We start from the raw sequence: 13,535 nt of genomic DNA on the forward strand, positions 1-13,535 counted from the left end.
TTAGGATTTTTTTAATGAAAACAACCTTTTTATAAGTGATAATCCTTGTAATTTTGCAGGCACAATAGATCGCTATGCTTCAGTTTTTTTCTAAATATAAATTTTTTGCAATTGTACTTTTTGTATTATCTGCTATTATTATTTCTATAATATATTCAATTCTTAAACCCAATAGAGTTTTGCCAGTGTATGAACCCGATATGGTAAATACAGAATTGGTAGATAGTACAGTGCAGTATATTCGTAAATATCATAAAATTCCGGATTTTAAATTAACCAATCAAAATGGAGAAGAAGTAACCCAGCAAAATTATAAGGATAAGATTTATGTTGCAGATTTTTTCTTTACCACTTGCCAAACAATTTGTCCTATCATGACTGGTCATATGAAAGAAGTGCAAGAGCGATTAAAAGATGATCATGATGTGCTTTTGCTATCACATTCTGTGACTCCAAAAATAGACAGTGTTGCCAGGCTAAAAAAATATGCGATTGAAAAAGGGGTAGATGATACTAAATGGAATTTGGTTACGGGAGATAAAAAGCAGATCTATGATTTGGCACGTAAGTCCTATTTGGCAGCCAAATCTGATGGAGATGGCGGGCCATATGATATGGTACATACAGAGAATTTCATTCTAGTTGATAAAAAGAAACGTATTCGGGGGTTTTATGATGGGACCAATCCAGAAGATGTTGATCGGTTGATAGAAGATATTGCTATTTTAAAAAATGAAGGTAAATAGCTAAGAATTTCTCGGAGATATGGTTTCCATTACCTTTATTTTGAACTTTTGGCTTTTTCAATACGAATTTTTACACTATTTTTGCTTAGTTTAAAATTAATCTAAATAAACTTTGAAGACTACAATTGCTACACTTAAGAGAGGCCAGCGTGCTTTGATTAAGGAGATTACTTCAGATATTATTCCTCTAAAATTATTAGAAATGGGATGTTTACCGGGAAATGAGGTCGAATTACTTCAGACAGCTCCTTTTAAATGTCCAATGTATCTTAATATAAATGGTAGCCATCTTGCCATCCGTAAAGAAATTGCAGCCCAAATTGAAGTTCAAATTATCTAAATAGCAATTCTTTTTATGGCTAAGCAAATTAAAGTTTCACTCATTGGAAACCCAAATACCGGAAAAACATCTGTTTTTAATTTGCTTACGGGCCTTAATCAACAGGTTGGTAATTATCCTGGTATTACTGTCGAGAAAAAAGAAGGAATCTGTAAATTATCTCGTGGAGTCAAAGCGCATATAATGGATTTGCCAGGTACCTACAGTCTTAATGCTTCTTCATTAGATGAAAATGTAGTTATCGAATTACTGCTTAATAAAAAAGGCAAAGATTATCCTGATGTAGCAGTCGTAGTAAGTGATGTAGAAAACCTTAAACGAAATTTACTTCTTTTTACACAAATTAAAGATCTGGATATTCCTACTATTTTGGTAATCAATATGGCAGATCGAATGCGTAGAAAAGGAATTTCATTAGATATTCCATTATTAGAAAAAGAGCTAAAGACCAAGATAGCTTTGATTAGTGCTCGCAAAGGAGAAGGAATTGATGAACTTAAAAAAATAATTGAATCCTATGCGCAATTGCCAAAAGCACCTTGCCTTAATGCATTGTCTTTTGCACCAGAGTATTTTGATCGATTACAGCAAACATTCCCTGACCAATCTCTATATAAACTTTGGCTTGTAATTACCCAAGATGTTAATTTCAGAAAACTTGATAAACAAGGTATGTCTGTCTCACCTGATTTTAAGATTAAATCTGAAGGTGAGCTAAAAAGATTTCAACAAAAAGAGACTATTAAGCGATATCAATTTATAAATAATGTACTTAAAAATGGTCTTAGGATAGATGAAAAAGCAGCTACAGGAATGCGGGCAAAGCTGGATAGAGTACTTACCCATAAATTTTGGGGGTATTTTATTTTTTTAGCAATACTCTTATTGATATTTCAGGCTATTTATGATTGGTCATCTTATCCAATGGATTTAATTGATGAAGCTTTTGCCTGGTTAAGTGAAGTGACAAAAACATCACTGCCATCGGGACCTTTTGTCGACTTGATTACAGAAGGTATTATTCCTGGGCTAGGAGGGATTGTCATTTTTATTCCTCAAATCGCATTTTTGTTTCTCTTCATTTCCATATTAGAAGAAAGCGGGTATATGAGCCGTGTGGTCTTTCTTATGGATAGAGTGATGCGCAGGTTTGGATTAAGTGGTAAAAGTGTTGTTCCTTTAGTTTCGGGTACAGCTTGTGCTATTCCAGCGGTAATGGCTACAAGAAATATCGAAAACTGGAAAGAAAGATTAATCACAATTCTAGTTGTTCCTTTTACAACATGTGCAGCAAGGTTACCTGTATATCTTATTATTATTTCATTGGTTATTCCTGATGAAAAAATAGGCTGGATATTTGGTTACCAAAGTCTTACATTAATGTTTTTGTATTTTCTAGGCTTTGGTACAGCGGTCGGATCAGCATGGTTACTTAATAGGATACTAAAAATCAAAAGCAAATCTTATTTTGTAATCGAAATGCCGGGATATAAAGTTCCGCTATTCAAAAATGTAGCAATAAATGTAATCGAAAAAACAAAGGCCTTTGTTTTTGGAGCCGGAAAAATCATTTTGGCAATCTCTATCATATTATGGGTTTTAGCAAGTTTTGGACCGAATGAAAACTTTAATAACGCCGAAGAAATTATAACAGAGCTTTACCCTAGTCTTTCGCAAGAAGAATTAGATAATAAAATAGCATCTCATAAACTCGAATATTCTTTTATTGGATATGCAGGTAAAGCAATAGAACCTGTAGTAGCTCCTTTGGGCTATGACTGGAAAATAGGAATTGGAATTATTAGTTCTTTTGCTGCAAGAGAAGTTTTTGTAGGAACATTAGCAACGATATATAGTGTGGGTAGTGATGAAGAAGAAACGATAAAAAATAGGATGGCTGCAGAGGTTAATCAGGTAACAGGAGGTCCCTTGTTTAATTTAGCCAGTGGGATCTCATTATTATTATTTTATGCCTTTGCTATGCAATGTATGAGTACCTTGGCTATAGTAAAACGAGAAACAAATAGCTGGAAATGGCCAATGGTTCAGCTTATTTTTATGAGTATTTTTGCATATGGTGTAGCCTTGATTGTGTATCAAATTTTAAAATAAAAACGTTAAGTTTTAGTATCTTTATACGACTATACAGACTATGAGTATTCTTATTCAAAATATAATAGTGCTTTTGATTTTTGCGGGAGCAATCGGATTTTTGATTAAAAAATTCTTTTGGAAACCTTCATTATCTTCTGCAAAGAAAAAATCTTCAAAATCTTGTGATAGTACAGGTTGTGGATGTCATTAGGTATTTGATTTCTTAAACCACCTTAACTGGCCGCTACTAATAAGATATACTCCACAGAAGATTAAAATACAGCATAATAATTTTGTTATCGTGATATCCCCTTTATATTGACTGTTTACAACAAAATATGCAATAACACCTACAAGAATCATAGCCACGGCGGGTTGCACATAAATATAACTACTCGAAACGGTAGGTTTTACAAATTGTAAAGCAAACATATTAAGTAAGTATGCCAAAAAAGTTGGCCCTACCACTACATAAAATAAAGAAATCCAATTTGAAGTAACAAAAGCGTTAAAGTCTGTATGGATCAATTTTTCTATACAAAATGGAAACATAAATATAAACCCAAATAAAAATGTCCAAACAATAACAGTAACGGGTTTATATTTTGACATTAGTGGTTTTACAATCACCAAATAGAAAGCAAACGCTAAAGCATTAATGCAAACAAAAATATTTCCTAACAAAGAACCTGTTCCTACTCCAGAATTTCCTATATAAATTAATAATACAGCACCAATACCTCCTATAGATATCCCAAGAATACGCTGCAATGTTAAGGGTTCTTTAAGTAAGAAATAACTAATGATTACTGTAAAAATAGGCATTGCAGTAATAATAATTGCAGCATCAACAGGAGAAGTGAGACTTAACCCATTCATTGAAAAGAACTGGTTAGTAGCTACTCCCAAAAAACCACATAATGCTAAGCGAGGGATGTCTTTTCTTTTTACTTGTTCTTTAACAAAGAATTTAAGGATTAAAAACAATAAACCTGCACCACTGATTCGAAGAAATACCAATGCAGAAGCTTCAATTTTATCAGGCATCAATCCTTTTGCAACAAGATAATTTGCTCCATATACAATATTAACACTCAATAGAGCTAAATGAGCTTTTATCTTGTTAGAAATCATTTGGCAAAGAAAAGGAAAGTTAATGAAACTCTATTTTAAAAATGGGTCTTTTATTTAATAAGTAACTGCAGATAATATTCTGAAGGAATAATAGGAGTTTTTGCAGAGGGGTAAGGACTTATATTATAACTATAAACTGTTTTTTGATCAATTTTGAGCACTTCTTTTATATGATTTGGATTGATGCCATCTGTTCCAAAAAGAAGTTCCTTTTCTTCTATAAGGACTTCACTTTTATAAATGCCAATAGCAATTTTTACTTGTCCTGCCCAAATACATGTAACATCAGATGGGCATCGAGAATCCTCTATAACTTTAAGAAATTTTATACTTGTGGTATTAAAATTTACAGTATTTCCAACCTTAAGTTTAGTAATAATTTTTGGGGGATTTACTTTTGTTGAGTCTTGAGCAAGCAGAGAAACAAAAGGTATGATAAAAAGAATTAGAAATATAATCTTTTTCATGATTAAGGATGGTTGATGTTAAAGAGATATATAAAAAAAATCGAAATACTTTATGAGATACGCATATTGCTGAATTTTCATTTTATATTTGACTATCAAATATATGCAAAAGTACGATTACATAATTTCTGGTTTAGGAGCTTCGGGTTTGATGCTGGCATACCATATGGTTTTGGATTCTTTTTTTGATGAAAAACAAATTTTACTAATTGATAAAGGATTAAAAAATCAGAATGATCGAACTTGGTGTTTTTGGGAAAAAGGGATAGGCGCTTGGGATGAAATCGTAAGTAAAAAATGGGATACTATTTATTTTGGAAGTACTAATTTTTCAAAACAAATAAAAATCTCACCTTATCAATATAAACTTGTGAGAAGTAAAGATTTTTATGATTTTATTTTAAGAATTTTAAACAAAAAACCTAATGTCACGATCACGCAAGAAGAAATCATTTCTTTAACCGATGAAGGGAGTATTGTTAAAGTTGAAACCGATACCCGAATACATCTTGCACATAAAGTTTTTAATAGCACAGTACTATCCGAAGATTACAAAAATCAAAACCAGTATCCTGTTTTGAATCAGCATTTTGTAGGGTGGTTTGTAAAAACACAAAGCCCTTTATTTGATGTTAAAACAGCTACTTTTATGGATTTTACAGTGGCTCAGAAAAACAATACACGATTTATGTATGTGCTACCTATTTCTGAAACCGAAGCATTGTTTGAGTATACATTATTTTCTAAAGATCTTTTGGAAGAAAAAGAGTATGAAGATGAAATAGTAAGATACCTAAGAGAAAAAGGAATCGATGAGTATGAGATTATCGAAAAAGAAAAAGGATGTATTCCAATGACTTGTTATGAATTTAGAAAGCATAATTCTAAAAATATATTACATATTGGTACTGCTGGTGGATGGACAAAACCTAGCACAGGGTACACATTTAATATTTCCTTAAAAAAAATAAATAAACTAACCTCTTACCTTAAAAGCAATCGAGATCTTTCAAAATTTAACAAAAGAACGAAGTTCTGGTACTACGATTTACTATTTCTGGACGTTTTGTATAGAGAAAACAAAATAGGTTCGAATTTGTTTTCCAGGTTATTTCAAAAAAATAAAAGCTCAAAGATTCTAAAATTTTTAGACGAAGAAACTACACTATTAGAAGATATTAAAATTACTACAAGTTTACCGGCTGGAAATTTTTTAAAAGCACTATATAGACGAATTTTTAATTTGAACTAATATTCTTAATCAATTATAAATAGTTAGCTACACAATCCCTCGTTCTTTTTTGATCTGATCATATGCCTTTTGTACCTCTCTAAATTTGGCTTCGGCACCTTTAATATGAATTTCATCCATATGCTGAACTTTATCAGGATGATATTTTTTTGCCATGGTTCTAAATGCTTTTTTTACTTCGGCATCTGTAGCTGCTTTGTCAATTTCCAGAATTTTATACGCATGATCTCCAGTTTTGAAAAACATTGCTTTAATACTTTCAAAGTCTTTAAAATTTATTCGTAAAAACCCTGCTATTTTCTCAATTTCTTCAGCTTCAGAAACACTTACTGTTCCGTCAGCATTTGCAATTCCGAATAAGAAGTGTAGAATTTGTAATCTGGATGGATATCGGGTATGTTGATTGATATACATACAAACACGTTGTGCAGAAACATGTCTGTTTTTGATAATTTCATTAAATGTTTTAAAAGTAGCATTGGCCCGTTCTTTGCCATAAGCGCTTACAAAATAACGCCTTACATAATCAAGCTCTGTTTGATTTATTCTTCCGTCTGCTTTAATAACAATAGAAGATAGCGACAGTAAATTGAGTTCAAAATCTGCTGGAGTTACTTTTGGATCTTGAGAAAATACCGTTTTAAATCCACCACTAGTTTTGATTTTTGTTGCATCCAGAAGACTACCTAATATAAAACCTAGAATTGCACCTGGTAATCTGAAAAATATATAGCCTAATATGGCAGCAAACCATTTAATCATTCAAAACAATTTTTTTTGGGTTGTAAAGATAAACTAATTATTAAAAGATAATTTTTTGTTCTTTATTATATTAGTAAGATGTATTCCTAATTTGTTACGAAATAGATTATAATATTAGGCTTATTGGTTAATTCTATATGGATTAGAGGGTACTCCTGATTTTTGATGGTATGTAAAAATGGAGCACATAAAATTTGAGTTTGATTGTCAACCATGCATGAATTCTCGGACTACTTGTCAGTTAAGCTTATATGGTACATAATTTGTAACTTTGCATAAAATTGAAATACGAAAATAAAAGATAAAAATATGTATCCAGCAGATTTAGTAAAACCAATGCGTGAAGATCTTACCAATATTGGTTTTGAAGAATTACATACAGAAGAGGCAGTAGACACGGCAATAGCAAAAGAAGGAACTACATTGGTAGTTGTAAATTCGGTATGCGGTTGTGCTGCAGCAAATGCTCGTCCGGGAGCAAGAGCCTCACTAGAGAATGATAAAAAACCTGATAATTTGGTAACCGTTTTTGCGGGAGTGGATAGAGAAGCGACAGATAAGGCACGTAGCTACATGATTCCGTTTCCTCCATCATCACCTTCTATGGCATTGTTTAGAAACGGAGAATTAGTTCATATGTTAGAACGTCATCATATCGAAGGACGTCCGGCAGAAATGATAGCAGAAAACCTTAAAGATGCTTATAACGAACACTGCTAAAAAAGTAAAGTGTATACGTTAAAAAGAATTTTAAACCGTTTGCCATTGCAGGCGGTTTTTATTTTGATAAATCCAATGATTTACACTCATAATATGAGACCTTTTAATACCTTTACACAAGTTAAATTTTATTAATTATACAGATAAAATGGAGGCAATAAAAAAGATATTAAGTTATCCGCTTTCTATAGCTTTCTATTTGTTTTTTGGTTTAACCCTAGTGATTTTTCATGCATTACAATGGCTAGGTATAAAATTAGGAGGAACCAGAGGACATAGAGGAGTTGTAAATATTATGAATCTATGCTTATTACGATGTTTACACATTTTGGGTGTATCATTTAGTTTTAAAAATCAATATAAGTTACCTCAGGATCAACCTTTAATAGTGGTGTCTAATCATCAAAGTATGTTTGATATACCATTAATATCTTGGTATTTACGAAAATATAAGCCGAAATTTATTTCTAAGATTGAGCTAGGTAAGGGAATACCAAGCATATCTTTTAATTTACGGCATGGAGGAAATGTTTTAATTGATAGGAAAAATCCAAAACAATCAATTCCTGCATTATCAAAATTTGGAAAATTTGTTGCTGAGAATAATTTTTCAGCGGTTATCTTTCCCGAAGGGACACGTAGTAAAAACGGAGAGCCCAAAACATTTGCTCCAACAGGGCTAAAGATCTTATTTAAAAATGCACCAGAAGCCTTGATAGTACCAGTAACAATAAATAATAGTTGGAAACTGGTTAGATTTGGTAATTTCCCTATGGGAGTAGGGATACATATGACATTAGAAGTACAAGAACCTATAACAATCGATAAAGAACCCGAAATATTGCTAGATAAAATAGAAGAAAGGGTTACTTTAGCAATCAGAACATAATACTAACCATAATGGCTTTAGATAATATTAGATTAGAGGTAATGCAACTACTAGAAAAGAAGGTAGATGGCTTTATTGATAAATTTTTGATTCCGGTAGATAAAATATGGCAACCAACTGATTTTTTACCAGATTCACAAAATGAAGATACTTTTTTTGAAGAAGTAAAAGAATTGAGAGAATTAGCTAAAGAACTTCCTTATGATTTTTGGGTAGTTTTGGTTGGAGATACTATTACTGAAGAAGCTTTGCCTACTTATGAGTCCTGGTTAATGGATGTAGAAGGAGTAAATCAGCATGAAAATGGAAAAGATAATGGGTGGGCCAAATGGGTACGCTATTGGACAGGTGAAGAGAATAGACATGGGGATGTATTGAATAAATATCTCTATTTGTCGGGTAGAGTGAATATGATTGAAGTAGAAAGAACTACGCAACACTTAATTAATGATGGTTTTGATATAGGTACAGATAGAGACCCTTATAAAAACTTTGTATATACAAGCTTTCAAGAATTGGCAACTTATATTTCTCATAACAGAGTTGCAAAATTGGCTAAAGAATATTCTAATAAGTCATTGTCTAAGATGTGCAAAATTATTGCAGGAGACGAGATGCGTCATCATAATGCATATAGTGAGTTTGTAAGAAGTATTTTTGAGGTAGACCCAAGCCAGATGATGATTGCTTTTAGTGATATGATGAAGAAAAAGATTGTTATGCCAGCACATTTACTTAGAGAATCTGGCCAATCTATAGGAACTGCTTTCGAAGATTTTTCATGGTCTGCACAACGTATAGGAGTATATACCTCACAAGATTATATTGATATTATGCAACGTCTTATCGAACGATGGGAAATTGATAAAATAATAGATCTTACAGATGAAGCAGAAAGAGCACGTGACTTTTTAATGAAATTGCCTGCAAGAATGCAACGTATTAGTGAGCGATTGGTTATCCCAGAAGAAATTTTTGAATTTAAGTGGGTACAACCAGCAATGGCAAAATAAATAGTATTGGGTATGGCTGAAGATCAGATTATATCTAAAACCATTGATTTTGTAAAGGATACACTTCGTGGGGCCGAAGGAGGACATGATTGGTTTCATATTGAAAGGGTATTTAAGAACGCTCAATCAATTTCTAAAGAAGAAGATGTTGATTTTTTTATAGTCTCACTGGGTGCGTTACTTCATGATATTGCGGATTCAAAATTTTATGATGGCGATGAAACTATAGGACCAAAAATAGCTGCGGATTTTTTAGAAAACCTTCAGGTAAAACAAGCAGTTATCGATCATGTGATTAAGATCATCGAAAATATTTCTTTCAAAGGAGGGAATATAGATAAGAAATTCAGATCTCCCGAATTAGATGTCATACAAGATGCAGACCGATTAGATGCCATTGGAGCTATAGGAATCGCAAGATGCTTTAACTATGGAGGGTTTAAAAATAGAGTATTGTATGACCCAGAGATTGTTCCAAATCTAAAGATGAACAAAGAAGAATATAAATCTTCAGCATCACCTACAATTAATCATTTCTACGAAAAATTATTGCTACTTAAAGATAGAATGAATACTAAAACCGGAAGAAAATTGGCAATAGAAAGACATCAATTTATGGAACAGTTTCTAGAACAGTTCTATAAAGAGTGGGAAGGAAAGTCTTGATCAGAACAATCGTAACTGCTCATCTTTATAGAATTGATGCAGATCACAGTTTAAATGTACCTTTTGCTCTTGAGGAAAGTATTTTTGTCTCGCTATAGTAAATAACTGATGAATTTGATGAGCCATGTTTCCTGATCCTCTCATTCTTCTTCCAAAAGCACTATCGTTTAGGTTGCCTTCATGGCACTGCATGATTTGATGTAGTATTTTATCTTTACGATCGGGTAATGTATTTTCTAACCATTTGGTGAATATTTTTCCAATGGACCCATTTAATCTTACGATTGTATATCCAACGCTTTTTGCACCACGAGTAGAAATTTCTTTGGCTAACGGTAATATTTCGTGACTATTAATTGAGGGAATTATCGGTGCCATCATTACATTTGTAGGAACCCCTGAAGCGTTTAGCTTTTCTAGAGTTTCTAATCGTTTTTTTATGCTTGCAGTTCTTGGTTCAAGAATTCTTCGTGTATCTTCTCTTAATGTAGTGATAGAGAGGTATACCGCTACCAGATTATGCCTGGATAATTCAGAGAGAAGGTCCAAATCTCTAAGGATTAAAGCATTCTTGGTAATGATACCAACAGGATGTCTGTATTTTAGAAAAATTTCAAGAAGTTTACGGGTAATTTCAAGTTTTTTTTCAATAGGTTGGTAGCAATCAGTATTTCCAGAAAGTGAAATCGGATATGCTTTCCATTTTTTATTTCGCAACTTCTTCTCTAGTAACTCAGGAGCATTCTTTTTGACCAAAATTTTAGTTTCAAAATCTAATCCAGCACCATAACCCCAATATTCATGAGAATTTCTGGCATAACAATATACACAACCGTGCTCACAACCCTGATATGGATTGAGAGAATATAACATACCAACATCAGGACTGGTTACTCTGTTTACAATCGTTTTTGGAAACGTTTCTATATACCTAGTTTGATGTTTACCTATAGATTCTCCCTGATCAAAACAATAATTAAGAAAATCATCTCTTGTTTCATGATGTAGTTCAAAAAATCTATTATGAACTTTTTCTTGAGCCCCTCTGCCTTTTATATGCTTTTTTGTTTTCATTACAATGGATGATTTGAGGTATAAAGGTAAAATTTATTATGGAATTATTCCATATAAAAAAGGAATTATTCCATAATGCTAAATATTTAGATAGTAATAATTGTTAGAATGATATATTCAGGTATTTGCTCCTGCCGTTTAGGGGGATTTACCCCTTGTTGTTGATGGTGTTAAATAGTAATTTCAATCTGTGATATATAATAGTATTTTATGAGACCCAAAAAAGGAGTTGTAGAATACGTAATGACCGCAAGAAATAGTGAAATAACTATAAGCTTTTAGAACCATAATCCTAGTTTAATCATCTATTAAAAAATAACAGCACAGATTGCAAAATGTCAATAATCCATGAAGATTGATCTTCACTTTATTGAATGTTTTTTTGAAGAAATAACACCCCATTTAATTTTCACATTTTATCTTATTTATTATGATCAGTAAAGCTATGTCTTTTATTGAAGATAGAACTAATCAATATTTTCAGGGAATTCTTGGTCCATCCACAGAAAAATATGCTGCACTTGGTAATATCGCCAAGATTGCAGAAGGAGGGGATACTACTGATGAAGAGGGAGGTTCTGGTATAGTCATTACACTGGTAAATATTGAAGAAGATAGAATATCAAAAAACCCTGATGGCATATATAGACAGGGAGATAAAGTAATTAGAAGTAATCCCGAAATATTGGTTAATCTATATGTGTTGTTTTCTGCTAATTTGACATATACAACTGCTTTAAGTAGGATTTCAAGTGTTATACAATGTTTTCAAAGTAATAATTTTTTTACCGTACCCAAATTCCCCTCTCTTGATGAAGATATCATGAAATTACATATAGAATTGTATACCATGAATTTCGAACAAATCAACCACCTCTGGAGTACCCTTGGTGGAAAGTACTTACCCTCTGTGTTGTATAAAATGAAATTGATTCCGATTTCAGATAAAGATAACAAAATAGAAGGTAGCCTAATTAGAGAAATACAGATGAAGAAAAGTGCAATTGCAGGAACTCTAAAGTAACCTGAATACATATAGAATTTGCTCCAAAATTCGATTATCATTTTTGAAGTATACGGTAGTAATACTAGCCGAGATCTAAGGAATATTCAAAATTAAGTAAACAAATGAAGTACACTCCTTTATTTACTATAGAAATAGAACATGATTATTTTTCTGTGACCAAACCTTTGTTGTTACGTATTGTACCAACTGTTTCAACACAAAAAATACTTCGGGGAGCTGGCTTGATTTCAAAATTTATTCAAAACAAATTATACGTTTTGGTGAAGCATAATGATAGTAGTGAACCTTATCTTAAAATTTCGAATGATTTTACCCTTCAATTTTTCCTTGAGGTTATTGGTTATGATTTCACAAAAATCACAAATTATGAATTAAAAGATCCATACAATACCAAACTATACTTTAGCAATGCAAATTCTATTATTGACGGAAATGATAAATCTGTAGAAGATATTTTATATCTAAATGAAAAATTACCAGTATTTGATGCAACACAAGAATATCTATATAATGATATTATTAGAGATGGTGCTAATACTGCTTATGAATGCCTTACTAAGGTAAACGCTAATACAGGTGATCTTAATAATGCTGATCAATTCCGAGCACTCGAAAAAGTAAGTTATGTAACCTCTGCAACAGGATTATTATTTACAGGACCAGAAAAAGTAATATTATTAAATACTCCGTCTACAAATGTTGAGATCAAGTACTTTCAATATAATCCAGTTTCAAAGCAATTTGATACCGAAATAAAGAACACCAACATTGGCCCTGTCGAGAACCCTACCAACACCAATATAGAAAGTGTTTTGTTAAATTTTTATACTCAGGAAAACATACCGTTTTCAGAAGGTATTTATAAAGTAACAATTAATACACAAGAAGAATACCTGTATTTCAGATTAGAAAATGACTGGAAACCATATTTAGGGCTAATTAATATTCATAATGAAACTTTGGCAAGCACAGAAAAATACCGATTCCTAAAAGAAGACGGAAAATTCTATATGATCGCTCCGGCCAATACAGAAATAGAAACACGCAACTACAAGATTCGATTTGCACCAGCACAGTATTTATTAAAGTATGTGTGTAAAAGTGATAAGGTAACTAATATAACAGATGATGATGGTACTATCGAATTTGATAACCTGGGAGCAAATATATTCCGAAGCAAGTTACCTGTGAGAATGAATGAAAAAGCAATTGATACGATCTCTGTTACTTATGATAACTCGGAGATACTGAAGAAAATGGAAACCCCGGGACATGAGGATTTATCTATCCTGGATGATGAAAATAAATATATAGTAAGCGAAACATTTTTGAATTTATAAAATAATTAAAA

At 32.1% G+C, this 13,535-nt stretch carries 14 protein-coding genes; 10 read left to right on the forward strand and 4 right to left on the reverse strand.

The features are described 5' to 3' along the window. Positions 1 to 74: 74 nt before the first annotated feature. From AAFU52_RS10505 to feoB, 3 genes are all read left to right on the forward strand, one after another. Complete coding sequence (locus tag AAFU52_RS10505) at positions 75 to 746, forward strand: SCO family protein (protein ID WP_024769992.1); 672 nt, start codon at positions 75 to 77, stop codon at positions 744 to 746. Between the two features lie 112 nt (positions 747 to 858). After that, positions 859 to 1,086 (forward strand): FeoA family protein, encoded by a 228-nt coding sequence (locus tag AAFU52_RS10510; protein WP_024769991.1) that lies wholly within the window; start codon positions 859 to 861, stop codon positions 1,084 to 1,086. 15 nt (positions 1,087 to 1,101) lie between these two features. After that, positions 1,102 to 3,198, forward strand: a complete 2,097-nt coding sequence (gene feoB / locus AAFU52_RS10515) for a ferrous iron transport protein B (protein ID WP_438426371.1) — start codon at positions 1,102 to 1,104, stop codon at positions 3,196 to 3,198. 189 nt (positions 3,199 to 3,387) lie between these two features. On the opposite strand, the gene AAFU52_RS10520 is transcribed toward feoB, so the two are convergent. Both AAFU52_RS10520 and AAFU52_RS10525 read right to left on the reverse strand, forming a co-directional pair. Next, the gene (locus AAFU52_RS10520) at positions 3,388 to 4,314 is read right to left on the reverse strand and encodes a DMT family transporter (protein WP_438426372.1); all 927 of its coding nucleotides are present in this window, start codon (positions 4,312 to 4,314) and stop codon (positions 3,388 to 3,390) included. Positions 4,315 to 4,364: 50 nt separating this feature from the next. Beyond that, a complete protein-coding gene (locus AAFU52_RS10525) occupies positions 4,365 to 4,781 on the reverse strand; it encodes a hypothetical protein (RefSeq protein ID WP_024769988.1) in 417 nt (138 codons plus the stop codon). Between the two features lie 103 nt (positions 4,782 to 4,884). Here AAFU52_RS10525 and AAFU52_RS10530 point away from each other — a divergent pair, with 103 nt between their 5' ends. Further along, complete coding sequence (locus tag AAFU52_RS10530) at positions 4,885 to 6,033, forward strand: lycopene cyclase family protein (protein ID WP_438426374.1); 1,149 nt, start codon at positions 4,885 to 4,887, stop codon at positions 6,031 to 6,033. Between the two features lie 27 nt (positions 6,034 to 6,060). Here the strand turns inward: AAFU52_RS10530 and AAFU52_RS10535 are convergent, their stop codons facing one another. Next, positions 6,061 to 6,795, reverse strand: a complete 735-nt coding sequence (locus AAFU52_RS10535) for a TerB family tellurite resistance protein (RefSeq protein WP_024769986.1) — start codon at positions 6,793 to 6,795, stop codon at positions 6,061 to 6,063. Positions 6,796 to 7,104: 309 nt separating this feature from the next. Here AAFU52_RS10535 and AAFU52_RS10540 point away from each other — a divergent pair, with 309 nt between their 5' ends. The 4 genes from AAFU52_RS10540 to AAFU52_RS10555 all read left to right on the forward strand — a co-directional run bounded on the left by AAFU52_RS10540 (position 7,105) and on the right by AAFU52_RS10555 (position 10,083). Continuing rightward, a complete protein-coding gene (locus AAFU52_RS10540) occupies positions 7,105 to 7,515 on the forward strand; it encodes a BrxA/BrxB family bacilliredoxin (RefSeq protein WP_024769985.1) in 411 nt (136 codons plus the stop codon). Positions 7,516 to 7,663: 148 nt separating this feature from the next. Continuing rightward, positions 7,664 to 8,404 carry a lysophospholipid acyltransferase family protein gene (locus AAFU52_RS10545; protein ID WP_316929924.1) on the forward strand — a complete coding sequence of 247 codons (741 nt, stop codon included), beginning with the start codon at positions 7,664 to 7,666 and terminating at the stop codon, positions 8,402 to 8,404. A gap of 11 nt (positions 8,405 to 8,415) precedes the next feature. Next, positions 8,416 to 9,417 (forward strand): acyl-ACP desaturase, encoded by a 1,002-nt coding sequence (locus AAFU52_RS10550; protein ID WP_438426375.1) that lies wholly within the window; start codon positions 8,416 to 8,418, stop codon positions 9,415 to 9,417. 12 nt (positions 9,418 to 9,429) lie between these two features. Further along, on the forward strand, positions 9,430 to 10,083 hold the full coding sequence (locus tag AAFU52_RS10555; RefSeq protein WP_438426376.1) for an HD domain-containing protein: 654 nt from the start codon (positions 9,430 to 9,432) through the stop codon (positions 10,081 to 10,083). Here AAFU52_RS10555 and AAFU52_RS10560 read toward each other — a convergent pair whose 3' ends face one another. Next, a complete protein-coding gene (locus tag AAFU52_RS10560; RefSeq protein WP_438426378.1) occupies positions 10,084 to 11,157 on the reverse strand; it encodes a PA0069 family radical SAM protein in 1,074 nt (357 codons plus the stop codon). Positions 11,158 to 11,587: 430 nt separating this feature from the next. Here AAFU52_RS10560 and AAFU52_RS10565 point away from each other — a divergent pair, with 430 nt between their 5' ends. Both AAFU52_RS10565 and AAFU52_RS10570 read left to right on the forward strand, forming a co-directional pair. Next, positions 11,588 to 12,181, forward strand: coding sequence for a DUF4255 domain-containing protein (locus AAFU52_RS10565; protein WP_438426379.1), 594 nt, complete (start codon positions 11,588 to 11,590; stop codon positions 12,179 to 12,181). A gap of 104 nt (positions 12,182 to 12,285) precedes the next feature. Continuing rightward, positions 12,286 to 13,524, forward strand: a complete 1,239-nt coding sequence (locus tag AAFU52_RS10570) for a hypothetical protein (RefSeq protein ID WP_438426380.1) — start codon at positions 12,286 to 12,288, stop codon at positions 13,522 to 13,524. Positions 13,525 to 13,535: the final 11 nt, after the last annotated feature.

It is taken from the genome of Aquimarina macrocephali (assembly GCF_051627225.1).
GTDB lineage: Bacteria > Bacteroidota > Bacteroidia > Flavobacteriales > Flavobacteriaceae > Aquimarina > Aquimarina macrocephali.